Here is a 24312-nt window from a genome sequence, read left to right as displayed (position 1 = left end):
ATGACAGAAGGATGAAGTCCTTCAGGCTCGTGAGTCACGCAATCGCTCGGCGGCCAATGTCAGCAGGTGCTCGGTACCTTCCCAACCCAGGCAGGCATCGGTGATGGAGACGCCATAACGCATGGCCCCCGGCTGCAACGGCTGTTTGCCTTCGTGCAGGTGGCTTTCCAGCATCACGCCGATCACATCGCGATTGCCAGCCAGACGTTGTTCGAGCACATCGAACATGACCTCGATCTGGCGGCGATGGTCCTTGCGTGAATTGGCATGGCTGCAGTCGATCATCAGGCGCGGCGCGATGCCGGCGTTGTGTAGCTCGCGGCGACAGGCATGCACCGAGTCCGCATCGTAGTTGGGCTTGCCATGTCCGCCCCGCAGCACGATGTGGGTATGCGGGTTGCCCTCTGCCTCGCGCATCGCCGGGCGCCCGGTATCGTCGAGGGCGAAATGACGGTGCGGGTGCGCAGCGGACTGCATCGCAGCAATGGCGACATCGACGCTGCCATCAGTACCGTTCTTGAAGCCTACTGGGGCGCGCAGGCCACTGGCGAGTTCACGATGGATCTGCGACTCGGTAGTACGCGCCCCGATGGCCACCCAACTGAGCAGGTCCTCCAGGTATGGCGCGGCCATCGGCTGCAGCAATTCGGTGGCCACGGGCATGCCCAGGGCAGCGATGTCACGCATCAAGCGCCGCGAAACCTCCAGGCCCTGCGCCATGTCGTCACTGCCATCCAGATGCGGATCATAGGCGAACCCCTTCCAACCCACGGTGGTACGCGGCTTTTCGACATAGACGCGCATGACCATCAGCAAGCGGTCATCAAAGCGCGCGGCAAGCTCGCTAAGCTTTTCGGCGTATGCCAGCGCCGCGCGCGGGTCGTGAATCGAGCAGGGCCCCACCACGACCAGCAGGCGATCATCGCGGCCATCGAGAATGGCCTGGATCTCGCCACGCTGGCGTTCGATCTGCGCCTCAAGATCACTTTCCAGAGGCAGGCGCTGCTTGAGTTCACCCGGTGTGGGCAAGGGCTGATGAGAGGGTGCCGTAGCAACCTCGGAGTGTTGGGGCATCGTCAAGGGTGCGTTCATGTCGAGTCTCTTGTCTGGGCTGTCCGTCACGGGCAGACAGCGGAACTTCGTGTTCGGTGGATACCACCCAGCGTTTCACGGTCGGAGGTGGCCGCTAGAGCCGACCGGACGTCGCTAAATCGCCAATAATATAGTGCCTGCGTGCTCTGCCATGCGCCGCCGATCTCGAACATGTTTCGCTCCTATGCCATTCGTCAAAAAGGGATGGATTAAACGCAAAAACCCCCGATCGGGTTGCCGACCGGGGGTTCGAAGACGCTGGAGGCAACCCGGGGTGGGGCGTGCCTCACGGCGTATCAGGTCATGAGACCCTATCGCCGGGCACGCCGGGGCTAAACCAATACCAATAGCTAAAGCCAAAGAACGCGCGCACGGCACTTTCCGCTGCCTGAATCGGCAGGGAATGCATGCTTGCGGTGGCTGATGCTATCGACATGGGTTGACTCCTGAACATGCCCTCATCCTACACGGCTGTCGCCATTTGACAAGCCCGCGGCAGGGCTATCGCTCATCGCAAGTGACGGCCGCCGTCGACAGGCAGTATCGCACCGGTCACGAAATCGTTGTCGAGCAGATAACGCAGCGTCTGATAAATGACCCCCGGCCCCGGCACCTTGGCCATCAACGACTTAGCCTTGGCCTTCTCGGCATAGGCTTCGTCGTCACCGTCGCCCAGCATGATCAAGGCCGGCGCGATGGCGTTGACCTGAATACTCGGCGCGTACATCGCGGCAAACGACAGGGTCAGATTGTCCAGCCCCGCCTTGGTCGCCGCATAGGCGGCGTGCTTGCGTGAGCCCTTCTGGCTGACGTAATCGGTCATGTGGATGATGTCGCGCTGCGGTTCCTGGCAGGCATCCAGCAGCTCGCGGGCATGCAGGTTGATCAGGTACGGGGCCTGCATGTGCACGCGAAACAGGCGTTCGAAATTGGCGCCGGCATCGTCGTCTAGGCTGTCCGGCGCCCAGTCGCTGGCATTATGGACGATGGCACGCAGCGACGAGGTCTGTGCCTTGAGGCGTGCGAGGAAGTCGTGAATGCCCGCCTCGCTGGAAAAGTCCGCCGGCAGGGTCACCGCCCCACGCCGACGCAATCCCTCCAGAGACTCACGTTCTCGACGGTAGCTCATGATCACCGGCTGGCCATCGTCGAGCAGGCGCTCCACACAATGGCGCCCCAGGCGCTGGGCGCCACCCGTGACGAGAATCGGTGATTGGCTCATGCGTCGTCCTCCGCGCGGCGCTCCCCGGGCGATAGCGGCACGCGCTCGGGCGTATCGTCCGGCAGTGGAATCAGCGGCACACGCGGGGCATAGGCAAAGACATCCGAGAAGACTCGTTCAGGATCAAGCCCCAATGGCGCCAGCGTATCGACACACGCATAGACCATGCCCGGAGAGCCGGAGAGATAGACATCGTCACCGGACACGTCCCCCAGCGCGTCGGCAAGGATCGCATCGATACGCCCGACGTGGCGTGTCACGCCCGTTGGCGTGCTCAATCCGGGGTCGCTCTCCTCGCTGACGGTGTGCATCTCGACATGCGTATGCTCGGCGGCCCATTGCAGCGCCAGGCTTTCCAGATACAGATCCCGTGGATGCTTGACCGCCCACCACAACCGAATCGGGCCCGGATGCTCGTTGGCCAGCGCAGCCTCGACGATGGCCTTCATCTGAGCGAAACCGGTGCCTGCCGCAATCAGGGTCAGCGGCCGCCGGCTGTGCGTATCCAGTACGCAGCCGCCATTGGGCAGACGCACCGTCAACTGGGCGGCATGCACTAAGATTTCGCGCAAGCGTGCCGAGTTGCTGCGTTCCGGCCAATGCTGGACGTGCAACTCGATGATGCCGTCGTCGACATGGGCGTTGGCGATGGAGAACGGCACCCAGGTATCGTCGTCCAGCTTGAGTTCCAGATACTGGCCAGGGGCATGCGCGATCGCCTCGCGGCGCCCCGTCAGATGGACGCGAAATACGTCGGTCGTCAGGTCCTCGACCGACTCGACATGGCAGCTCAGCGTCTTAGGCGTCATCGTGTCCTCGTTCGTCGCTCTGGGGCGAATGGCGGGGTGCCGGTGGCGGCGTCGTGATGCCGTATTCCTCCCAGCGCGCGTCGACACGCTGCTTGACGGCATCATCCATGACGATGGGCGTGCCCCACTCGCGGTCGGTTTCGCCTGCCCATTTGGTAGTGGCATCGAATCCCATCTTCGAGCCCAGGCCTGGTACCGGCGAGGCGAAGTCGAGATAGTCGATCGGCGTGTTCTCGACCATGACCGTATCGCGCGCCGGATCCATGCGCGTGGTGATGGCCCAGATCACGTCTTCCCAGTTGCGCGCGTCGACATCGTTATCGAGCACGATCACGAACTTGGTGTACATGAACTGGCGCAAGAAGCTCCAGACGCCCATCATCACGCGCTTGGCGTGGCCCGGGTACTGCTTTTTCATGGTCACCACCGCCATGCGGTAGGAACAGCCCTCCGGTGGCAGGTAGAAATCGACGATCTCAGGAAATTGCTTGCGCAGGATCGGCACGAACACTTCGTTGAGTGCCAGGCCAAGGACGGCGGGTTCGTCCGGCGGCCGCCCCGTATAGGTGGAATGATAGATCGGGTCGCGGCGATGCGTGATGCGCTCGACGGTGAAGACCGGGAACGTCTCGACCTCGTTGTAGTAGCCGGTATGATCGCCATAAGGGCCTTCCGGCGCCGTATCGTCGGGGTAGAGGTAACCCTCGAGAACGATTTCGCTGGACGCAGGCACTTCTAGATCGGCATGGCCGCACTTGACCAGCTCGGTGCGCGAGCCGCGTAGCAAGCCGGCGAAGGCGTATTCGGAAAGACTGTCCGGCACCGGCGTCACCGCACCGAGAATGGTCGCCGGATCGGCGCCCAGCGCTACCGCCACCGGGAACGGTTCGCCCGGGTGGGCTTGCTGCCATTCCTGAAAATCCAGCGCTCCGCCGCGATGCGAGAGCCAGCGCATGATCAGGCGGTTCTTGCCCAGTTTCTGCTGGCGGTAGATGCCCAGATTCTGGCGCTCCTTATGGGGCCCCTTGGTCACCACCAGCGACCAGGTCACCAGCGGCGCCACATCGCCCGGCCAGCAATGCTGGATCGGCAGTTGGTCGAGATCGACATCATCGCCTTCGCGGATCACTTCCTGGCATGGCGCCTTACGCAACGTCTTGGGCCCCATGCTCATCACCTGCTTGAAGATCGGCAGCTTTTCCCAGGCATCGCGGAAGCCTTTGGGCGGCTCAGGCTCCTTGAGAAACGCCAGCAGTTCGCCGACCTCGCGCAGCGCGGCTATCGAGTCCTGTCCCATACCCAGCGCAACACGTTCAGGCGTCCCGAACAGGTTGCCCAGCAACGGCATGGCATGTCCCTTAACGTTCTCGAACAGCAACGCCGGTCCGCCCGCGCGCAGCGTGCGATCACAGATCTCGGTGACCTCCAGGTAAGGATCGACCTCCGCCGTGATTCGCTGGAGCTCGCCACGTTCCTCCAGCGCCGCGATGAAATCGCGCAAGTCCCGATATTTCATGTGGTTTTCCGTGCCAGAACGCGAAAAGGGCAGCATAACATGCCGCCCTTTCATTGACCGCCCATCGGCCTTCAGTCCGGCGATATCTTGCACGCGTCAGCCGAGGCAGGCCAGCATCAACGTTTTTTCATGGCCTCGAAGAACTCGATATTCGTCTTCGTATCCTTCAAGCGATCGATCAGGAACTCGGTCGCGGCCACGTCTTCCATGGGATTGAGTAACTTGCGCAAGATCCACATGCGCTGCATTTCTTCCTCGGAGGCAATGAGGTCCTCGCGCCGGGTACCGGAACGTCGAATGTTGAGTGCCGGATAGACGCGCTTCTCGGCCAGCTTGCGGTCCAGATGGGCTTCCATGTTACCCGTACCCTTGAACTCCTCGAAGATCACTTCATCCATCTTCGAGCCAGTGTCGACCAGCGCGGTGGCGATAATCGTCAGACTGCCGCCCTCTTCGATGTTGCGTGCCGCACCGAAAAAGCGTTTGGGCTTCTCCAGGGCATGGGCATCGACACCACCGGTCAACACCTTGCCGGAAGACGGCACCACGGTGTTGTAGGCCCGGGCCAGGCGTGTAATGGAATCAAGCAGTACCACCACGTCGCGCTTGTGCTCGACCAATCGCTTGGCCTTTTCGATGACCATCTCCGCCACCTGGACGTGCCTAGCGGGAGGTTCATCGAAGGTCGAGGCCACCACCTCACCACGCACGGTGCGCGCCATCTCGGTGACCTCTTCGGGACGTTCATCGATCAGCAGCACGATCAGATGGCATTCGGGATTGTTGCGCGTGATCGACGTCGCGATGTTCTGCAGCATCAGCGTCTTGCCCGCCTTGGGCGGGGACACGAGCAGACCACGCTGGCCCTTGCCGATGGGCGACGTAAGATCGATTACCCGCGAGGTCAGGTCCTCCGTCGAGCCATTACCGACCTCCATCACCATGCGTTCCTGCGGGAACAGCGGCGTCAGGTTCTCGAACAGGATCTTGTGCTTGGCGTTTTCGGGCCGGTCGAAGTTGATCTGGCTGACCTTGAGCAGCGCGAAATAACGCTCCCCTTCCTTCGGCGGTCGAATCTTGCCGGCGATACTATCGCCCTTGCGCAGGTTGAAGCGACGGATCTGCGACGGCGAGACATAAATGTCATCGGGGCCGGCCAGATAGGAGCTGTCAGCACTGCGAAGAAAGCCGAAGCCATCCTGCAGGATTTCCAGCACACCATCGCCATAAATGTCTTCACCACTTTTCGCATGCTTCTTGAGAATGGCGAAGATGATGTCTTGTTTACGCGAACGTGCCAGATTGTCGATGCCCATTTCCCGGGCAATATCCAGCAGTTCGGGAACGGTTTTTTGCTTGAGTTCGGTAAGATTCATCGGTTTCGTCAGAGATTGCTCGTGTCGGCGAGGCAATGGGATTGCCGGACAAAAGACAGGAGGCGGTTGTGCGCCGCGCGGTGCGTTCAGAGGGCCCCAGGACATCCGTTCCACTCGCCGCATTCATGCTTCAAGGCATCGCCGCGCGAGGGATTGGCGAAAAACGGTATTGAGAGATTCGGTTCGCGTCGCCTGGCGCCATGCCTAGCTCCTCATCGGGAGGCTTGGCGAGACAAGAATACTTGGGGCGATCTGACGACTTGGAGGACCGCGACGGCTATGCCGCGTTAACGGTCAGGAAGCATTCGGAACAGGCGAACGTCTCGATGGTAGTCAAGGCGTCAGCCAAACGCAAGCCCACTTTGCTCATGCGTGATGCCGAGGCGCAACGACGCGTCTTATCGGGAATTGGCCATCTCCATGACACGGCCTCAATTCGCGAGCTGGTGATCGAGCCATGTCTCGAGTTGCGCAGCGGACAGCGCCCCCACGCGCGTAGTATCCAACCCCGCATCGGTAAAAAGCGCCAGGGTCGGCATGCCGCGCACACCGTACTTTTGGGCCATGGCCGTATTGAGGTCGACATCGCACAGCGCGACCTGCAACGTCGTCGCACGCGCGCCGGCCAGGGCGGACAGGCGCGGGCGCAATTCGACGCAAGGGCCACACCAGGACGCCACGAAAGCCACCAGGGTGGGTGTAGCTGCTTCCAGAACGCGGGCCTCGAAGGTGTCGTCCGTCACCTCGAATAGCTGTTCGGACATGCGCCGTCTCCTGGACATTAGGCCAATTCATCATTCCCCATTGGACGCCGCATGGCGACAATTGACAAGCCTCGGGCGCCCCCGCAACCTTGCCATACTTCTGTGAAAAGGATCCTCGCATGAGCAGCCGCCATCCGGCGCCAAGGCGTCTTGCCGCCATCGACCTCGGCTCGAACAGCTTCCACCTGCTGGTCGCCAATCATTACGCCGGTCAGCTCCAGGTCGTCGCCAAGCTCGGCGAGAAGGTACAGCTGGCAGCCGGGCTCGACGCCGAAGAGTACCTCGATGACGCCGCTTCAGAGCGAGCCCTTGCCTGCCTGGAGCGCTTCGCCCCCTACCTGAGTGGCCTCGACGCTGGCGACGTGCGCATCGTGGGCACCAACGCCTTGCGCGCGGCATACAACCGTCAGACGCTGATCGACCGAGCCGAGGCGCTGATCGGCCATCCCATCGAGATCATCGCCGGCCGCGAGGAAGCGCGCCTTGTCTATCTGGGCGCCGCACATGCGTTGGCGGAAGTACACGGACGCCGACTCATCGTCGACATCGGCGGCGGCTCCACCGAGCTCATTATCGGCGAGCGTTTCGAGCCCCTGGCGTTGGAAAGCTTGCACATGGGCTGCGTGGCCTATACGCGACGCTTCTTCGCCGACGGCGCGATCACCGAGCGGCGCTTTCGCGATGCCGAACTCGCCGCGCGTTCGGAGCTCGCCAACATTCGGCGCCCCTATCAAGAGCTCGGCTGGCAGGACCCGGTCGGCTCCAGTGGCACCATCAAGGCCATCGCCGCCGTGCAGGCCGCGAGCGGAGACGCGCCGGAAGGTATGATCACGCGCCAGGGACTACAGAACCTGCGTAGCCGACTACTAAAGTGCAAGAAGCTCGACAAGGTCGTCATGGAAGGGCTCAAGAGCGACCGAGCCCGGGTATTTCCGGCGGGCGTGGCGATTCTGTGCGCCATCTTCGAGGCCTTCGAACTCGAACGCATGCGCTACTCGGATGGCGCCCTGCGCGAAGGCGTGCTGTATGATCTTCTCGGCCGCAATACCGCCGAGGATTCCCGAGCCTCGGCGCTACTCACGCTGCGTCGGCGTTTTGACGTCGACACGCGTCAAGCAAACAATGTGCGCGCCACTGCCGTGCAACTCTGCGAGCACGTCGCCGACGTCTGGCCGTTGAGCCAGGAGCAGCGTCAGTTCCTGGCCTGGGCCGCCGAGTTGCACGAAGTTGGCCTCGCGGTCTCACACAGTCAGTTTCATCGCCACGGCGCCTATCTGCTCGAAAACTCCGACCTGGCCGGTTTTTCGCGTCCCGAGCAACAGTCTCTGGCCTTTCTGGTGCGCGCCCATCGACGCAAGTTTCCCGCCAAGGAACTCGATGCCCTGCCTGCCGCCACGCGATCGACCTATGCACGACTAGCGCGACTTCTGCGCCTAGCGGTGGCCCTCAATCATTCGCGCCCCGAGGCGCCCGTCCTCGATGTCCGCCTCCAGGCCGATGGCGAGACCCTATATGTGTATCTCGATCAGGCCAGCGACCGACCGCTGTTGATGGCCGACCTCGATCAGGAAGCGCGCTATCAACGCAATGCCGGCTTTTCGCTGGTTATCGATGCCTAGACGCATCAGCATCATCAGGCATCGCCCGCAGCCGCCAGCCTTCGGCGGCGGCGATGCCCAGCACCCCGACCAGGGTATCGTCCTCCCAGGCCAGCCACAGGCGTTCGCGCTGCCACGGTGGGACGCGGCGCTCCTGCAGCAAGCGCTTGAGATCGCGCCGCCCGCGCCCTGGGAGACGCAGCGTCTCGCCACCCCGACGCAAACGCAGCGTGAGACTGACATCACGCGGAGGATCGGGAAGCAGTTGCCACGCCAGCGGACCCAGCGGTGTCACCAGGGGCGCGCGGCCATCCCAGGTCAGGAAGGTATCCGCCACCGGTGGTGCGTCCAGCGGTGCCAGCAGATAGAGATGCCCTCGCCAGCGCCTGGCCTGCGCGCCTGGCCAATCGATATGGACCTGGGCATCGTCGCGGGCCTGCAATTGATCGAGCAAGCTTTCGAGGCGCGCGCGCGGTGGCGTGGGCAGGGAGAGTCGCCGACAGGCATGGCGTACCAGCAGACGCTGGCGGGGCCGGGAAAGCGCCAGGAGATCCGCCACCGGCAAGCAGGCAGCATCGTCTCCCAATGCCTGCAAGGTGTCTTCGGCCAGTTCTTCCAGCAGCGCATCGCTCTCGCCTAGGTGCTCGGCGGTGCGCGCCAGCGATGTCGCCGCGCCCGGCCAGCGTGCCGCCAGCGCTGGCATGACCGTGTGGCGCAGATAGTTGCGATCGAAGCGCTCATCGGCGTTGGACGGATCCTCGACCCAACGTAAATCGCGTGTCGCGGCTTCACGCTCCAGCGCTGCACGCGCCACGGATAGCCACGGCCGGACCATGTAACGCTCCTGCCACTCGCGCCTCTCCGGCATGCCCGCCATGCCGCGCAAACCACTTCCGCGCAGTCCCGCCAGCAACAGGCCTTCGGCCTGATCGTCGGCATGCTGTGCCAGCAGCAGGGTGTCGCCCGGTGGGACACGGCGCGCATACGCTGCAAGCCGCGCCTCACGGGCATGAGCCTCGAGGCCGTGCTCACCACGTACCACCGTGACACGTTCGACGAAGAGCGGCACGCCCAGGCGTGAACAAAGCGCTCGACAATGACGCTCGAAATCCTCGGCGGCCGGCTGCAGGTGATGATTGACGTGCACCGCATAGAGCGGCCGTGGGTGACGACGACACGCCGCCACCGCCAGCATCAGCATCAAGGAGGAATCCAGGCCGCCTGACAGCGCCACCCAAACGCAACGCCCCGGCGAGGTCATCGCCAGGGCGTCGTCGACAAGGGCATCGGGGGAAGACGATGTGTTATTGGGGCGCGCCATAACTCATCAGTCGCTCATAGCGACGCGACAACAGGGCGTCCGTCTCCATGGCCTCCAGCCGCTCGAGGCTCGCGCCGAGGGCGTCCTTGATGCCATCGGCCATCTTCTGCGGATTGCGGTGCGCGCCCCCCAGCGGCTCCTTGATCAGGGTATCGACGAAGCCCAGCTCCTTGAGGCGCTCGGCGGTAATACCCATCGCTTGCGCCGCCTCGGAGGCCTTTTCGGCACTCTTCCACAGGATCGAGGCACAGCCTTCCGGGGAAATGACCGCATAGGTCGAATACTGCAGCATCTGCAGCTCATCGCAGACACCGATCGCCAGGGCGCCACCGGAGCCACCCTCGCCCACGACGGTGGAGATGATCGGCGTCTTGAGGCGCGACATGACCGCCAGATTGTATGCTATGGCCTCGCTCTGGCCGCGCTCCTCGGCGTCGATTCCCGGATAGGCGCCGGGAGTATCGATGAAGGTCAAGACCGGCATCTGGAAGCGCTCGGCCATTTCCATCAGCCGGCACGCCTTGCGATAGCCTTCCGGGCGCGGCATACCGAAGTTGCGCCGCACTTTCTCTTTGACATCACGCCCCTTCTGATGACCGATGACCATCACCGGTTTATCATCGAGGCGCGCCACGCCACCCACGATGGCGGCGTCATCGGCAAAGTGACGATCGCCATGCAACTCGTCGAAATCCTCGAACAAGTTGTCGAGGTAATCCAGCATGTAAGGACGCTGAGGATGACGCGAGAGCTGCGATACCTGCCAGGCGCTGAGGTCGCGAAAAATCGATTCGGTGAGCTTGTGATTCTTGTCTTCAAGCTTGCCGATTTCGTCGCTCAAGCTGATACGGCTGTCGTTACCGACCAGACGTAGTTCATCGATCTTGGCTTCCAGCTCGGCGATCGGCTGTTCAAAGTCCAGGTAGTTGGGATTCATAGAACGTCTACTTTGTGGTCTTGGGCAGCCCGGGGCCGCACGTCCGATGTCGCGCGAGGCGACGCTGTGACGGACAGGGCATGGCGCCAACCGGCCGTAAACCGGCATTATCGCACCCTGAACGCATCACGCAAGACACCACGCGCCAGCACCATGGCCAGCGATGACGGAATCACCCACGATAACGCAGCGTAACCGCCTCCTGTCCCTCCACTTCGCGCAGGGCGATAAGTAAGTCGTCGCTGGGCGATACGCGCCAGGGCTCACCCAGTTCCAGCACGCCGCTGGCCTGGGGGTTGCGGTAGCGCACGCGTACCGGCAGCCCCTGAGGATCCCGCCACCGCGTCAGGCTATCTTGCAAATTGCGCGCGAAACGTCCATTGAGACGCGTGCCGTCCACCGCGAGTTCCACGGCCTCGCCATAGCGCGTGCGCGCATCGACCATCGGCGTCACTTCCTTGCCACGCAGGCGCAGCCCGCCTGAATAATCATCGGTGCTTACTTCGCCTTCGATGATCAGGACGTCATCGGCGCCGAGCTTGCCACGCATCTGCTCGTACATCTCGCCGAATAGCGAGGCCTCGATACGTCCGGTACGGTCATCCAGGGTAATGAAGGCCATGGTGTCGCCGCGCTTGGACTTCATGGTGCGCATGGCCACCACCAGCCCCGCGACACGCTGCGACTCGCCGCGTTGGGGTTTGAGATCGACGATGCGTGTCGACACGAAGCGCTTGAGCTCGCTTTCGTACTCGTCGATGGGATGGCCGGTCAGGTAGAGGCCCAAGGTATCTTTCTCGCCGGCCAGGCGCTCTTTGTCGGTCCACTCGCGGGCATGCTGATAATCGGCGTATACATCGCCACTTTCCGGTTCGACGAAAGCATCGCCGAACATGTCGATCATCCCCGCGCTGGCATTGGCATTGCTCTGCGACGCCGCCTTGAGCGCGGCATCCAGCGACGCCACCAACACCGCGCGGGTCGGCCCCAGATTATCCAGCGCACCGGAGCGGATCAACGCCTCCAGCGTACGCTTGTTGAGGCGCTTGGCGTCGACACGGCGACAAAAATCGAACAGATCGTCGAAGGCGCCGTCGGCTTCGCGCGCTTCGACGATCGCACCGATGGGCCCTTCACCGACGCCGCGAATCGCGCCCAAGCCATAGACGACACGGTTTTGTTCGTCGACGGTAAACTTGTAGCTGCCCATATTGACGTCCGGTGGCGTGACCGTCAGTCCCTGCTTACGACACTCCTCGATCAGCGGCACGACCTTGTCGAGGTTGTCCATCTCGGTGGACAGCACCGCCGCCATAAAGGGCGCGGGATAATGCGCCTTGAGCCACGCCGTCTGGTACGAGACCAGGCCATAGGCGGCCGAGTGCGATTTGTTGAACCCGTAACCGGCGAATTTCTCCACCAGATCGAAGAGGTTGCCGGCCAGGTCCTTGTCGATACCGTTGGCGGCGCACCCTTCCATGAAGCCGGCGCGCTGCTTGGCCATTTCCTCGGGCTTCTTCTTGCCCATGGCACGCCGCAGCATATCCGCCTGGCCCAGGCTGTACCCCGCGATCACCTGGGCGATCTGCATCACCTGCTCTTGATAGAGGATGATGCCATAGGTGGGACCAAGCACCGGCTTGAGCAACTCGTGCTGGTAATCCGGGTGTGGATAGGCGACCTCGGCGCGACCATGCTTGCGATTGATGAAGTCGTCGACCATGCCGGATTGCAGCGGCCCCGGACGGAACAACGCCACCAGGGCGATCATGTCCTCCAGCGAGTCAGGCTCCAGACGCTTGATCAACTCCTTCATGCCGCGCGATTCGAGCTGGAAGACTGCCGTGGTCTCGGCCTTCTTGAGCATATCGAAGGTCGGCACGTCATCGAGCGGGATCGACGCGATATCCAGCGGCCCCTGACCTTCGCGGGCGCGCACCGTATCGACCATCTCCAGCGCCCAGTCGATGATCGTCAGCGTGCGCAACCCCAGGAAGTCGAACTTGACCAGCCCGGCTTCCTCGATGTCATTCTTGTCGTACTGCACTACCAGCCCGCTGCCGTCTTCCTCACACAGCAGTGGCGAGAAATCGGTCAGCTTGGTGGGCGCAATCACCACCCCGCCGGCGTGCTTGCCGGTGCCGCGCGTAATCCCCTCGAGCTGGAGCGCCATGTCCCAGATTTCCTGGGATTCCTCATCGTTGTCCAGGTATTCCTTGAGCGACGGCTCCTGCTCGATGGCCTTGGTCAGCGTCATGCCAACCTCGAAAGGGATCAGCTTGGATAGTTTGTCGCCCATCGAATACGGCTTGCCCTGGGCACGGGCCACGTCGCGCACCACGGCCTTGGCGGCCATGGTGCCGAAGGTCACGATCTGCGAGACGGCGTCTCGCCCATAACGGCTGGCCACGTATTCGATGACCCGGTCGCGCTTCTCCATGCAGAAGTCGACGTCGAAGTCGGGCATCGACACGCGTTCCGGGTTGAGGAAACGTTCGAACAGTAGATCGTACTCGAGCGGGTCCAGGTCGGTGATCTTGAGGGCGTAGGCGACCAACGAGCCAGCTCCCGAGCCACGCCCTGGCCCCACCGGAATGTCGTTATCCTTGGCCCACTGGATGAAGTCCATGACGATCAGAAAGTACCCGGGGAAGCCCATCTCGAGAATGATATTAAGCTCGAAGTCGAGCCGCTCGCGATAGCCCCCCTCGTACTCACTGAGGTCGCGCCCGGGATAGATCGGCGTCTCGCCGGTAAAGAGTTTTTCGAGCCGCTCGGTGAGGCCATCGTGGGAGATCTTGCGGAAGAAGCTCTCCATGCTCATGCCATCCGGCACCGAATACTCGGGCAGGAAGATTTCGCCCAACGGTACATCGACGTTGCAGCGCGCAGCGATCATCACGCTGTTCTCCAGCGCTTCGGGAAGATCGGCGAACAGCTCGGCCATTTCTTGCGGGCTCTTCAGGTACTGCTCTTCACTGTAGTGGCGTTCGCGTCGTGGATCGTCGAGCGCCTTGCCCTCGCCGATCGCCACTCGCGTTTCGTGGGCCCAGAACCCCTCGCGGGTCAGGAAACGGACGTCATTGGTCGCCACGACCGGTGTCTGGGTATCGGCCGCCAGTGCCACCGACAGATGCAGGCATTCCTCATCGTGTTCGCGCCCGGTGCGCTGGATTTCCAGATAGAACCGCCCGGGGAAGGCGGCGTTCCAGGCATCGCACAGCTCGCGGGCCGCCTGGCCGTGTTCGGTCAGAAGATGACGCCCGATCTCTCCTTCACGGGCACCGGACAAAGCGATCAACCCCGCGCTGCGCTCGAATATCCACTCCTTCTTGAGGATCCCCTGACCACGCTGCTGCCCCTCGCTCCAGCCCTGAGATATCAACTCAGTGAGATGGCGATAACCGTCGTTGTCCATCGCCAACAGCGTCAAGCGGTAAGGATGCGCCTCGTCGTGAGGGTTTTCCATCCACAGGTCGGCGCCGATGATCGGCTTGAGGCCCGCGCCTTGCGTGCCCTTGTAGGCCTTGACCAGGCCGAACAGGTTGGAATCGTCGGTCACGGCCACGGCCGGCATGCCGCTTTCGGCCGTCGCCTCGATCAGCGGCTTCAAGCGCACCAGGCCATCGACCAGGGAATATTCACTGTGCACACGCAGATGAACGAAAGGCGTAGTCATGACGAGCTCTTGAGACGCAACGGACGATGCCGTCCGGGCGACACCTTCCTGAATGAATTGGGTAACAGCGTGATGTGGCGCTACGCCGGCAGCAGCTGCTTGACCGGCGCAAACGAGCGGCGATGCTCATCGAGCGGCCCCAGGCGCTCGAGCGCCTCGCGGTGCTCACGGGTAGGATAGCCCTTGTGGCGCGCGAGTCCATACTCGGGATGGCGCTCGTGCAGAGCGAGCATCTGAGCGTCGCGCGTCACTTTGGCCAGAATCGAGGCAGCGCCGATGGCGGCATGGCGCTGGTCGCCCTTGACCACGCACTGCCCTGGCACATGATGCCCCGGCATCCGATTGCCGTCCACCAGCAGATATTCCGCCGCCACCGGCAGGGCATCGATGGCACGCCGCATGGCCAGATGCGTCGCGTGGTGGATGTTGTGCGTGTCAATCTCGGCGGGCGACGCTTCGCCTATCGCGAAGGCCGTCGCGTGTTGGCGAATGGCCTCGGCCAATGCCAGGCGGCGTTTTTCGCTGAGAGTCTTGGAGTCGGCCAGCCCCTCGATGGGTCGCGCCGGATCGAGAATCACCGCGGCCGCGACTACGCTGCCCACCAAAGGACCGCGTCCCACTTCATCGACGCCCGCCAGACACGCGCCCTGATAATCGATCACCAACGGTGGCAGCTCCGTCATGCGTTCTCCTCCTGTCGCGGCAAACGACCGTGCGTGATCAAGCCGTCGATGGCCTCGGCAGCGCGCTCGCTGGCACCACGCTGGAGCGTAGCGTGCAAGTCTGCAAAACGCATCTCCATCGCCTGGCGCTTGGCGTCGTCACCGAGCCATTCGAGCAACGCCGCGCCGATCGCCTCACTACTGGCGGCGTCCTGTACCAGCTCGGGCACCAGGGTCTCCTGGGCAATCAGATTGGGCAGCGAGATCCAGTCGGTCTTGACCATGCGCTTGGCTAACCAGTGCGTGGTTGGCGCCATCTTGTAAGCCACCACCATGGGACGATGACAGAGCATGGCCTCGAGTGCGGCGGTGCCAGATGCGAGCAGCACCGCATCGGCGGCAGTCATTGCCTGACGCGATTCGCCATCGCACAGGACGACGATATCGCGCACCGGATGATCGGCCAGCAGTACCTCGAGTTCTTCGCGACGTGCCGGAGACGCCGCCGGCACGATCACCTGCAAGTCGGGGATACGCTCACGCAACCAGGCGACGCTCTCCAGAAATGTAGGTCCCAAAAAGCGGATTTCGTTACCGCGTGAGCCTGGCAACAACGCCAGCAACGGCGCTGTGGGCGACAACCCCAGTGCCGCGCGTGCCGCCTGACGATCGTTGACCAACGGCAGTTCATCGGCCAGCGGATGGCCGACGAAGGCCACCGGCACATCATGGCGCGCATAAAAAGCCGCCTCGAAGGGCAGGAAGGTGAGCATGGCATCGACCGACTGGGCAATACTCTTCACTCGGCCCTGGCGCCACGCCCAGACCGAAGGGCTGACGTAATGCGCAGTAGGGATGCCGACAATACGCAATTGGCGCTCGAGCCCCAGATTGAAGTCGGGGGCATCGATACCGATCATCGCGTCCGGCTGCCAAGCCAGGGCATCACGCCGCAAATGCCGTCGAACCTTGATCAGGCCAGGCAAGTGCTTGAGCACCTCGACCAGCCCCATGACCGATAGCGTCTCCAGTGGGTACAGCGAGTGCAAGCCTTCGGCGAACATGCGTGGACCGCCGATACCGCGAAACTCAGCGTCGGGATAGCGACGCTTCAGCGCCTGCATCAAGCCGGCGCCGAGGATATCGCCCGATAGCTCTCCCGCGACCAGGTAGATACGCATGACGTGCCTCGTTCAGCGCGTGATACCGCGCTGGGAATTCTTCAGCGACGCCAGGAACGTCGCGACTTCCGGGCCTTCGAAATCGTTTGCGAGACGCTCCAGCGCTTGCTCCATGGTCAATCCCTGGCGATAGACGGTGCGGTAAGCTTCTCCCAGCGCGCGCAGGGCCTCGCGCGAGAAACCGCGACGTTTGAGCCCCACCAGGTTGAGCCCATGCGCCTGCGCAGGATTGCCATTGACGATGATGTAGGCCGGGACATCCTTGGTGATGATCGACCCGCCACCGCACATGGCATGCGTACCGATATGGCAAAACTGATGGATCGCCGAGAGCCCCCCGAGGATAGCGTGATCGCCGATGGTGACATGTCCGGCCAAGGTCGCCTGGTTGGCAAGTATGCAATCATCGCCGATGACGCAGTCGTGCCCGACATGTGCGTAGGCCATGAAAAGATTGCGCGAGCCGATGACGGTTGCCTCTTTATCCTGCATTGTCCCGCGATGCAGGGTAACCCCTTCGCGCACGACATTGTCGTCACCCATCTCCAAACGAGTGGGTTCTCCGTCGTACTTCTTGTCCTGACAATCCTCGCCAACGGAGGCGAACTGGAAGATCCGATTGCGTTTCCCCAGGCGCGTGGGCCCTTTGAGCACCACGTGCGGACCGATCACCGTGCCTTCCCCGATTTCAACGTCGGGGCCGATCACGCAGAACGGGCCGATGTCGACGTCATCGGACACACGCGCACTGGGGTCGACGATGGCGTTGGGATGAATCAAGCGACTTTCCTCTCGGCACAGATGATCTCGGCTTCGCAGGCCAGCTCGCCATCGACCGTGGCACGGCAGGCGAATTTCCAGATCCCGCGCTTGCTCATGATGACGTTGGCTTCCAATCGCAGTTGGTCGCCCGGCATCACCGGACGCTTGAAGCGCACGTTATCGCTTCCTACGAGATAATAGACATAACCGTCGGCGGGCATCTTGTCGACGGTTTTGAACCCGAGGATACCGCATGCCTGCGCCATGGCCTCGATGATCAACACACCGGGCATGATCGGATGATGCGGGAAATGTCCATTGAAAAATGGTTCGTTGATGCTGACATTCTTGTTGGCGACGATCGACTCGCCGACCGTGATGTCCATGACGCGATCCACCAGCAAGAACGGATAACGATGCGGTAAATACTCACGGATCTCGTTGATGTCCATTACCATCGATACAACCTCTGAAATAACGAAGTGCCTGCCGTGAAGGCAGGCACACGAGGACGGAGTACTCCGCCTATCTGGATGGGCAGGGATTATACAGACCCGCCTAGCTGGCAGCCATCAGCCTTGGGCGGCGTCCGAGGCATCCCGTTCCAGACGCACCAGACGCTTGGCGAGATCGTCGAGCTGTTTGAAACGCACCGCATTCTTGCGCCACAAGCCATTGGGCATGGCACCCGTTCCCGAGGAATAAACCCCGGGCTCGTAGATGGAGTTGGTGACCAGACTCATGCCGGTGACCTGAACGCCATCGCAAATCGTCAGATGCCCCGAGAGACCCACACCGCCACCCAGCATGCAGTGGCGTCCCACGCGGGTCGAGCCGGCGATTCCTACGCACCCTGCCAAGGCGCTATGATCGTCGATCTGCACGTTATGCGCGATCTGCACCTGGCTGTCGATCTTGACGTCATCGCCAATCAACGTGTCTCCCAAGGCGCCACGGTCGATGCTCGAGCAGCTACCGATTTCGACGTCATCGCCTACGATGACACCACCCAACTGCGCGATCTTGTGCCAGCCCTGGCCATCATGCGCAAAACCGAAACCATCGGCACCCACCACACAACCGCTGTGCAAGATGGCACGCCGTCCGACACTCACGCCGTGATAGACGGTGACATTAGCATGCAGGCGAGAGTCGACGCCGATTTCACTGTGGGCGCCGACGATGCTACCGGCGCCGATCACGCAGCCATTACCAATGACAGCGCCGTCTTCGATCACACACTGTGGGCCGACCGAGACGCGAGCCCCAAGAAGTGCGCTTTCGGCGACCACCGCACTGGGGTGAACGCCTTCCGGCGCCTGGCCGGCCAGCGGATCGAACAGCCTCGATAGCTCGGCGTAACCGAGATAGGGATTGTCGAGTTCGAGCCGTGCACAAGGCACCTCGGCGCCATACGCGGGGTGCACCAGCACGGCAGCCGCGCGTGTTTCGGGCAAGTACTTCAGATAGGTCTTGTTGGCCAGGAACGTAATGTCGTTCGGGCCCGCATCAAGCAAAGTAGCCAGGCCAGTGACACGATGATCGCTATCGCCGACCAAGCGGGCCTTGAGACGTTCGGCCAGTTCACCGAGCGTGAAGGCGCAAGGAGTAAGGGTCTTCATGTGCGCTTGGAACCGCTAACCATGGGGCGCCACCGGCGCCCCATGGGCTCAATTGAGCGAGTTAAAGATGCGAGTGACTTCCTCGGTAACGTCGAGGCCATCCTCCGAATATACCACCGCATCGCGATCCACCACGAGGTCCAGGTCATGCTTCTCGACGACCTGCTCGACGGCGCGATCGAGTTTGGGCTTGGCCGACTGCATGAAGGACTGTTCCTTCTCCTGTTGCATGCTCTGAATCTGCTGGCGCAACTGCTGGAACTCGGACCCCTTGCTACGCAGCTCCTGTTGAGCGCTGTTGCGCTCAGCATCGGACATCACCGCGCCATCTTGCTGGAGCTTCTGTTGCAACTGCTGCAGTTCCTGGCTGAGCGATTCGGCGCGCTGCTTCTTGTCGCCGATCTGATTCTTGAGCTCGTTCATGGAGCGCTGGGCGGCATCCGAATTCAACAACGCCTGACGCCAGTCGATCACGCCAACCTCGTTCGCCATGGCAGGCATGGACATCACACTCATCACCCCAAGACATAGGGCACCCGTCAATTTGCGCATCACACCCTCTCCTTGATTCGTTATGGTCACTCGATGCGGCGGTCACGTCGCCGCACCTGGCGCATGACGCTGCGTCAGCCTGCTTTAGAAGGTCTGACCCAGCGAGAACTGAAAGACCTGAGTATCGTCGTCTTCTTCGTCGCTGATCGGCTTGGCGACACTGAAGGTCAACGGCCCCACCGGGGTCAACCAGGAAAGTCCTAGCCCGACGCTATAGCGCAGGTCTCCCATATCCACGCCACTGCTACAGCTAGAACTTCTACCTTCCGGCACATCGTAGCAATCGGTCAGGTAGGTATTGCCGGCATCGAAGAACACACTGGTCTGCAGCGAGCGGCGATCCTCGACCCACGGAAATGGGTAGATCAACTCGGCGGAACCTTCGACGAGCACGTTACCTCCCAGGGTATCGTCGTCGCCATCGCCACCAGGCGTGGTCTTCGGCCCCAGCGTATTGCTGGAAAAGCCGCGTACCGAGCCTAGGCCACCCGCGTAGAAGTTTTCGTAGAACGGGTAAGCGTCGTCTCCGACGGTGTCTGCATAGCCAACGTTGGTGCTGAATTTCAGTGACCATTCGGGACGGAATTCAAACAGCTTCTGACCTTCGTAACGCGTCTTGTAGTACTGCGTATCGCTCCCCGGCACTGCGGTCTCCAGCGACAATTTCTGATAGCTGCCGTCGGTGGGCATGATGCCGCGATTGAGATTGTTACGCGTCCAGCTGGCGGTGAGCTTGTAGTTCAGGAAGTCGTCGCCCTCGTCTTCCGTGTACTGAACAATTTCCAAGGGCGTATCGCGATAGGTATCGAGTGACAGGTCCTCGATACCGACGCCGAAGTTGAGGCGTGACAGATCGTTGATCGGATACCCGAAGTTGATGCTGCCGCCAATGGCATCCGAGGAGTAGGTCGAGATGTCATCGAAGTCTTCATAGTTGGTTTCGCGATAATAGAGGTTATAGCCGCGCGAAATGCCGTCCAACGTCCAATAAGGGTCGGTATACCCGAAGTTGAGATTGGTAAAGTAATCACCTTTCTGCGCATTGACGTTGACGCGGTTACCGGTACCCAGGAAGTTACTCTGGGACAGCGACGCACCATAGATGACCCCGGCGCTTTGCGAAAAGCCCAAGCTGGCCGAGACCGAGCCGGACGGCTGCTCCTCGACGTTATAGGTCACATCGAGCTGGTCGGACTCATCGGAGACGGGACGTGTTTCGACGTCGACCGAACGGAAAAAACCCAGTCGCTGCAGGCGCTCGCGGGATTGACTGATCTGATCGGTGGAAGCCGGCGCGCCTTCCATCTGGACCATCTCGCGACGCAGCACTTCGTCCTGAGTCGTCGTATTACCCTCGAAATTGATGCGTCGCACATAGGCACGCCGCCCCGGATCGACCTGGAAAGTCACAGCCACGGTATCGCCGTCGGCATCGACCTCGGGCACGCTGTTGATCTCGGCGAAGGCGAATCCTTCGGCGCCAAGACGCTTGCGCAAGGCCTCGGCGGACTCGGTCATTGCGCTTTGTGAGTAATATTCGCCGGGTTCGGCGGTCACCAGCTTACGCGCCTCGCTTTCGTCGATCTTGAGATCGCCTGCAAAGCGAATTTCGTCGAGCTTGTAACGCTTGCCTTCATCGACGTTGATGGTGATGAAGATATCGGACTTGTCTGGGCTGATCGACACTTGGGAAGAACTGATGTCGAAGTTGACGTAGCCGCGATCCAGGTAGAAGGAGCGTAGCGTCTCAAGATCGCCCGAGAGCTTGTCTCGAGAATATTCATCGTCGGAAAACCAGCCAAAGAACCAACCCGGCTTGTCTTCCAACGCGAACAAGTCACGCAGGGTGTCATCGTCGAAGTCTTGGTTGCCGACGAAGTTGATCTGGTGAATCTTGGCGACCGCGCCCTCGTTGATGTCAATATGGACTTCGACGCGGTTGTTGTCGAGCTCCTCGACGCTGGTCTCGATATTGGCGCTATAACGCCCTTGAGATTGATAAAGCCGCTCGAGCTCACGCTGCACCTCATCGAGCGTCGAGCGCTGCAACACCTGGCCTTCATCGAGCCCGGCCTCGGTCATCCCCTTTCGAAGATCCTCATCGGCCACCTGGGAGTTGCCGTTGAGCTCGATGCTGGCGATGGTGGGGCGCTCGACCACATTGACAATCAATACATCGCCGTCACGCGACAGTTCAATGTCGTCGAACAGGCCCGTATCGAACAGCTCCTGCGACGCCTCGGCCAATTCACGGTCATCGACCTGGTCACGTGCGCTGACTGGAAAGGCATTGAACACCGATGCCGGCGATACGCGCTGCAGCCCTTCCACGCGAATATCTGAAATCTCGAAGGAGGCCGCCAGTGCCGCGGGAGTCGCGGTCAGCAGCAGCACCGCCAATCCGATGGTCTTGATCTTCATGCAGTCGATTCGCTTTTGTCGAGTCCGCCCGCTCATGGAACAGGCACCTTATACATTTCCCTGGGTGACTGGCAAGGTCGTACCCCGCCTCGCCGTTTCACCCGGGTCGCTCATCCTTGCGGCCGATGGCCGCTTACGACATGCCATTGATGGCCCACATTAAAGCCTGCTGGCGAGCTGCCCCGCAACGACGCCTCTACAAACGCATCAAGTCGAAATACAACGCCATCAACATCAACGAGCCCACCAAGGCGACACCGATGCGCAACCCAAAGGCTTGTACCGCCTCGGGCACCGGACGCCCCCGCACCGCTTCGATCAGGTAATAAACCAAGTGACCGCCGTCGAGCACGGGAATCGGCAAGAGATTGAGAACCCCCAGGCTGATCGATAAATAAGCCAGGAAGCTGATGAAGCTTTCCACGCCATTGCGCGCGGAATCACCCGCGATGCGTGCAATCGTCACCGGCCCCGACAGATTGGAGGGCGAGATCAGCCCCACCAGCATCTTGCGGATCGAATCCAGTGTGAGCAAGCTCATCTCGCCGGTCTTGCTCACCGCCTCACCGACGGCATCCAGCGGCCCATAACGAATCTCGCGACGGTAACGCTCAGGCCACTCGGTGGTTTGTACCCCTACGCCGATGTACCCCATCGCCGTGCCGTCTTCCTGCTCGCGCGTGGCCGGCGTCAACATCACGTCGCGTCGCTCACCGTCCCGCTCGACTCGCAGCGCCAGCGTCTTACCGGGGTTGTCACGCACACGTTCGACGAATGCCATCCAATCCTCGACGCCGGCACCGTCGACGCTGACGATGCGGTCACCGCTTTGCAGCCCGGCCTGCTGGGCACGCCCGTCATTCAGCACCTCTCCCAGCACGGCGGGCAGCTCGGGACGCCACGGCGTCACCCCCAACGTGGCCAAGGGGCGCGGCGGATCCTGGCGTACCAGCCAGTCACTGACCGGTACGCGATGACGCTCCGGCGAGGCCGTTTCAGACTCACGCGTCGTGACCTCGAGCTCGCCATTGGCGCCAATGGCCGCCACCAACTTGAGATTGACCTCCCCCCAGGAAGGCGTACGTTCGCCCTCGACGGCCACGATCTCCTGCCCGGACTGCAAGCCGCCCCGGGCGGCCGGCGAGTCTGCAGCGATATCGCCAATCACCGGCGCCACCGTGGTCGTGCCATAGACGAACAGCGCCCAATAGGCGACGAAGGCAAGCAAAAAGTTCGCCAGCGGTCCAGCCGATACGATGGCGATGCGTGCCCAGACACTCTTGCGATTGAATGCCTGCGCTTGCTCCTCCGGCGCCACCGGGCCCTCACGCTCGTCGAGCATCTTGACGTAGCCACCCAGCGGTATCGCCGCCACGGCGAACTCCGTGCCATGGCGATCGACACGCGACCATAGCGGCTTGCCGAAGCCCACCGAGAAACGCAGCACCTTGACACCACAACGTCGCGCAACCCAGAAATGGCCGTATTCGTGAAAGGTGATCAACAACCCCAGCACCACGATCACTGCCAGCAGATTCTCAATCACGCCCATGGGGTCGCCCTCCTTCCTGCGGCTTGCCAAGTCCGCACATCATGACGTGAACCGCGTCAATTGCCGTTCGGCCTCGCGTCGCGCCGCCTCGTCCGCAGCCAGCACCGCGCTCAACTCATGCGCCGAATGTACCTCACAAGCCTCACAGACCGCCGCCACCAGGCGTGGAATATCCACGAACCCTAGCCGTGCGTCGAGAAACGCTTCCACCGCTACTTCATTGGCGGCATTGAGCGTGGCCGGGGCAGTACCGCCCACCGCCATCGCCTCACGAGCGAGACGCAGACAAGGGAAGCGTGCTTCATCGGGCGCCTCGAAATCGAGCCGCGCCACCTGAAACAGATCCAGCGGCGCCACGCCGGCATCGATGCGCTCGGGCCAAGCCAACCCATAGGCGATCGGCGTACGCATATCGGGATTGCCCAACTGCGCGATCACCGAACCGTCACTATAGGCGGCCATGGAGTGAACGACGCTTTGCGGGTGCACCACGACTTGAACCTGTTCCGGCTGCGCATCGAACAACCAGCATGCCTCGATCAGCTCGAGCCCCTTGTTCATCAGGGTGGCGCTATCCACCGAGATCTTGCGACCCATCGACCAATTGGGATGCGCACACGCCTGCTCCGGGGTCACGGCTTTCAATTGCGCCTGGGACCAGTCATGAAAGGGCCCCCCGGACGCGGTCAACAACAACTGAGTCACGCCCTGGCGCGCTAACCCACCACGATGCTCGGTGGGTAGACACTGATAAATGGCATTATGTTCAGAATCGATGGGCAACAATATCGCGCCATGACGTTCGACGGCCTCCATGAACAGCGCGCCGGACATCACCAGGGCTTCCTTGTTGGCGAGCAGCACGCGCTTGCCGGCGCGTACCGCAGCCAGTGTCGGCATCAAGCCGGCCGCCCCCATGATGGCAGCCATCACCACCTCGCTGTCGGCACTTCCAGCGACTTCCGATAACGCCGCCTCGCCGGCGCGCACTTGGGTATCGATGCCGACCTCGGCGAGCGCATCACGCAACCAGGCAGCGTCGCGTTCCTCGCCAAGCACCGCGACTTCGGGGCGATGAACCAAGCACTGATCGCGCAGCGTTTCGCGCGAACGATAGGCGGTCAAGGCATGCAGCCGATAACGTTGGGGATGACGGGCAATGACATCGAGAGTGCTCTTGCCGATGGAGCCGGTGGCTCCAAGCACGGTCACACGTTGTATCCGAGCGCAATCGGCATATTCCATG

The 24312-nt window shown here is 61.9% G+C and carries 19 protein-coding genes; 1 reads left to right on the top strand and 18 read right to left on the bottom strand.

Annotation, left to right across the window (positions count from 1 at the left end; translation table 11 throughout):
* Positions 1-21 precede the first annotated feature (21 nt).
* The 6 genes from OP496_RS06675 to OP496_RS06650 form a co-directional block, all read right to left on the bottom strand.
* On the bottom strand, positions 22-1092 hold the full coding sequence (locus OP496_RS06675; protein ID WP_280562732.1) for a 3-deoxy-7-phosphoheptulonate synthase: 1071 nt from the start codon (positions 1090-1092) through the stop codon (positions 22-24).
* Between the two features lie 508 nt (positions 1093-1600).
* A complete protein-coding gene (folM, locus tag OP496_RS06670; protein WP_280562731.1) occupies positions 1601-2314 on the bottom strand; it encodes a dihydromonapterin reductase in 714 nt (237 codons plus the stop codon).
* Entirely contained in the window at positions 2311-3123 is an 813-nt protein-coding gene (locus OP496_RS06665; RefSeq protein ID WP_280562730.1) for an NAD(P)H-flavin reductase, read from the bottom strand. Before OP496_RS06665 ends, folM begins: the two co-directional genes overlap by 4 nt.
* Positions 3113-4639, bottom strand: a complete 1527-nt coding sequence (gene ubiD, locus OP496_RS06660) for a 4-hydroxy-3-polyprenylbenzoate decarboxylase (protein WP_280562729.1) — start codon at positions 4637-4639, stop codon at positions 3113-3115. Before ubiD ends, OP496_RS06665 begins: the two co-directional genes overlap by 11 nt.
* Before the next feature lie 116 nt (positions 4640-4755).
* On the bottom strand, positions 4756-6015 hold the full coding sequence (rho, locus tag OP496_RS06655; RefSeq protein WP_280562728.1) for a transcription termination factor Rho: 1260 nt from the start codon (positions 6013-6015) through the stop codon (positions 4756-4758).
* Positions 6016-6446: 431 nt separating this feature from the next.
* The gene (locus OP496_RS06650; protein ID WP_280562727.1) at positions 6447-6779 is read right to left on the bottom strand and encodes a thioredoxin domain-containing protein; all 333 of its coding nucleotides are present in this window, start codon (positions 6777-6779) and stop codon (positions 6447-6449) included.
* Positions 6780-6898: 119 nt separating this feature from the next.
* On the opposite strand from OP496_RS06650, the gene ppx reads away from it, so the two are divergent.
* A complete protein-coding gene (ppx, locus tag OP496_RS06645; RefSeq protein ID WP_280562726.1) occupies positions 6899-8398 on the top strand; it encodes an exopolyphosphatase in 1500 nt (499 codons plus the stop codon).
* Here the strand turns inward: ppx and tilS are convergent.
* The 12 genes from tilS to ispC form a co-directional block, all read right to left on the bottom strand.
* A complete protein-coding gene (gene tilS, locus OP496_RS06640) occupies positions 8385-9698 on the bottom strand; it encodes a tRNA lysidine(34) synthetase TilS (RefSeq protein WP_280562725.1) in 1314 nt (437 codons plus the stop codon). The two genes, ppx and tilS, sit on opposite strands and share 14 nt — an antisense overlap.
* Positions 9682-10635 (bottom strand): acetyl-CoA carboxylase carboxyltransferase subunit alpha, encoded by a 954-nt coding sequence (locus OP496_RS06635; RefSeq protein ID WP_280562724.1) that lies wholly within the window; start codon positions 10633-10635, stop codon positions 9682-9684. Before OP496_RS06635 ends, tilS begins: the two co-directional genes overlap by 17 nt.
* A gap of 172 nt (positions 10636-10807) precedes the next feature.
* On the bottom strand, positions 10808-14314 hold the full coding sequence (gene dnaE, locus OP496_RS06630; RefSeq protein ID WP_280562723.1) for a DNA polymerase III subunit alpha: 3507 nt from the start codon (positions 14312-14314) through the stop codon (positions 10808-10810).
* Between the two features lie 80 nt (positions 14315-14394).
* A complete protein-coding gene (gene rnhB / locus OP496_RS06625) occupies positions 14395-14997 on the bottom strand; it encodes a ribonuclease HII (RefSeq protein ID WP_280562722.1) in 603 nt (200 codons plus the stop codon).
* Positions 14994-16157, bottom strand: a complete 1164-nt coding sequence (gene lpxB, locus OP496_RS06620; protein ID WP_280562721.1) for a lipid-A-disaccharide synthase — start codon at positions 16155-16157, stop codon at positions 14994-14996. The genes rnhB and lpxB overlap by 4 nt, the downstream gene beginning before the upstream one ends.
* A gap of 12 nt (positions 16158-16169) precedes the next feature.
* Entirely contained in the window at positions 16170-16937 is a 768-nt protein-coding gene (gene lpxA / locus OP496_RS06615) for an acyl-ACP--UDP-N-acetylglucosamine O-acyltransferase (RefSeq protein ID WP_280562720.1), read from the bottom strand.
* Entirely contained in the window at positions 16934-17377 is a 444-nt protein-coding gene (gene fabZ / locus OP496_RS06610) for a 3-hydroxyacyl-ACP dehydratase FabZ (RefSeq protein WP_280562719.1), read from the bottom strand. Before fabZ ends, lpxA begins: the two co-directional genes overlap by 4 nt.
* 114 nt (positions 17378-17491) lie before the next feature.
* A complete protein-coding gene (gene lpxD / locus OP496_RS06605) occupies positions 17492-18541 on the bottom strand; it encodes a UDP-3-O-(3-hydroxymyristoyl)glucosamine N-acyltransferase (RefSeq protein ID WP_280562718.1) in 1050 nt (349 codons plus the stop codon).
* A 48-nt stretch (positions 18542-18589) separates the two neighbouring features.
* Positions 18590-19093, bottom strand: coding sequence for an OmpH family outer membrane protein (locus OP496_RS06600; RefSeq protein WP_280562717.1), 504 nt, complete (start codon positions 19091-19093; stop codon positions 18590-18592).
* An 84-nt stretch (positions 19094-19177) separates the two neighbouring features.
* A complete protein-coding gene (gene bamA / locus OP496_RS06595) occupies positions 19178-21514 on the bottom strand; it encodes an outer membrane protein assembly factor BamA (protein WP_280562716.1) in 2337 nt (778 codons plus the stop codon).
* A gap of 196 nt (positions 21515-21710) precedes the next feature.
* Positions 21711-23066, bottom strand: a complete 1356-nt coding sequence (rseP, locus tag OP496_RS06590; protein ID WP_280562715.1) for a sigma E protease regulator RseP — start codon at positions 23064-23066, stop codon at positions 21711-21713.
* 39 nt (positions 23067-23105) lie between these two features.
* A complete protein-coding gene (ispC, locus tag OP496_RS06585; protein ID WP_280562714.1) occupies positions 23106-24311 on the bottom strand; it encodes a 1-deoxy-D-xylulose-5-phosphate reductoisomerase in 1206 nt (401 codons plus the stop codon).
* Between the last annotated feature and the right edge of the window lies 1 nt (position 24312).

The organism is Chromohalobacter sp. 48-RD10, assembly GCF_029889785.1.
GTDB lineage: Bacteria > Pseudomonadota > Gammaproteobacteria > Pseudomonadales > Halomonadaceae > Chromohalobacter.
Note: the sequence above shows the minus strand (reverse complement) of the source record. Positions and strands in the feature narration are given on the sequence as shown.

What these genes read in the sequence shown, in the direction of transcription:
- ppx (WP_280562726.1), top strand. Translation starts at nt 6,899, where the DNA reads ATGAGCAGCCGCCATCCGGCGCCAAGGCGTCTTGCCGCCATCGACCTC.
- bamA (WP_280562716.1), bottom strand. Translation starts at nt 21,514, where the DNA reads ATGAAGATCAAGACCATCGGATTGGCGGTGCTGCTGCTGACCGCGACT.
- OP496_RS06675 (WP_280562732.1), bottom strand. Translation starts at nt 1,092, where the DNA reads ATGAACGCACCCTTGACGATGCCCCAACACTCCGAGGTTGCTACGGCA.
- tilS (WP_280562725.1), bottom strand. Translation starts at nt 9,698, where the DNA reads ATGGCGCGCCCCAATAACACATCGTCTTCCCCCGATGCCCTTGTCGAC.
- OP496_RS06600 (WP_280562717.1), bottom strand. Translation starts at nt 19,093, where the DNA reads ATGCGCAAATTGACGGGTGCCCTATGTCTTGGGGTGATGAGTGTGATG.
- fabZ (WP_280562719.1), bottom strand. Translation starts at nt 17,377, where the DNA reads ATGGTAATGGACATCAACGAGATCCGTGAGTATTTACCGCATCGTTAT.
- rseP (WP_280562715.1), bottom strand. Translation starts at nt 23,066, where the DNA reads ATGGGCGTGATTGAGAATCTGCTGGCAGTGATCGTGGTGCTGGGGTTG.
- lpxD (WP_280562718.1), bottom strand. Translation starts at nt 18,541, where the DNA reads ATGAAGACCCTTACTCCTTGCGCCTTCACGCTCGGTGAACTGGCCGAA.
- dnaE (WP_280562723.1), bottom strand. Translation starts at nt 14,314, where the DNA reads ATGACTACGCCTTTCGTTCATCTGCGTGTGCACAGTGAATATTCCCTG.
- OP496_RS06665 (WP_280562730.1), bottom strand. Translation starts at nt 3,123, where the DNA reads ATGACGCCTAAGACGCTGAGCTGCCATGTCGAGTCGGTCGAGGACCTG.
- folM (WP_280562731.1), bottom strand. Translation starts at nt 2,314, where the DNA reads ATGAGCCAATCACCGATTCTCGTCACGGGTGGCGCCCAGCGCCTGGGG.
- ubiD (WP_280562729.1), bottom strand. Translation starts at nt 4,639, where the DNA reads ATGAAATATCGGGACTTGCGCGATTTCATCGCGGCGCTGGAGGAACGT.
- OP496_RS06635 (WP_280562724.1), bottom strand. Translation starts at nt 10,635, where the DNA reads ATGAATCCCAACTACCTGGACTTTGAACAGCCGATCGCCGAGCTGGAA.
- ispC (WP_280562714.1), bottom strand. Translation starts at nt 24,311, where the DNA reads ATGGAATATGCCGATTGCGCTCGGATACAACGTGTGACCGTGCTTGGA.
- rho (WP_280562728.1), bottom strand. Translation starts at nt 6,015, where the DNA reads ATGAATCTTACCGAACTCAAGCAAAAAACCGTTCCCGAACTGCTGGAT.
- OP496_RS06650 (WP_280562727.1), bottom strand. Translation starts at nt 6,779, where the DNA reads ATGTCCGAACAGCTATTCGAGGTGACGGACGACACCTTCGAGGCCCGC.
- lpxB (WP_280562721.1), bottom strand. Translation starts at nt 16,157, where the DNA reads ATGCGTATCTACCTGGTCGCGGGAGAGCTATCGGGCGATATCCTCGGC.
- rnhB (WP_280562722.1), bottom strand. Translation starts at nt 14,997, where the DNA reads ATGACGGAGCTGCCACCGTTGGTGATCGATTATCAGGGCGCGTGTCTG.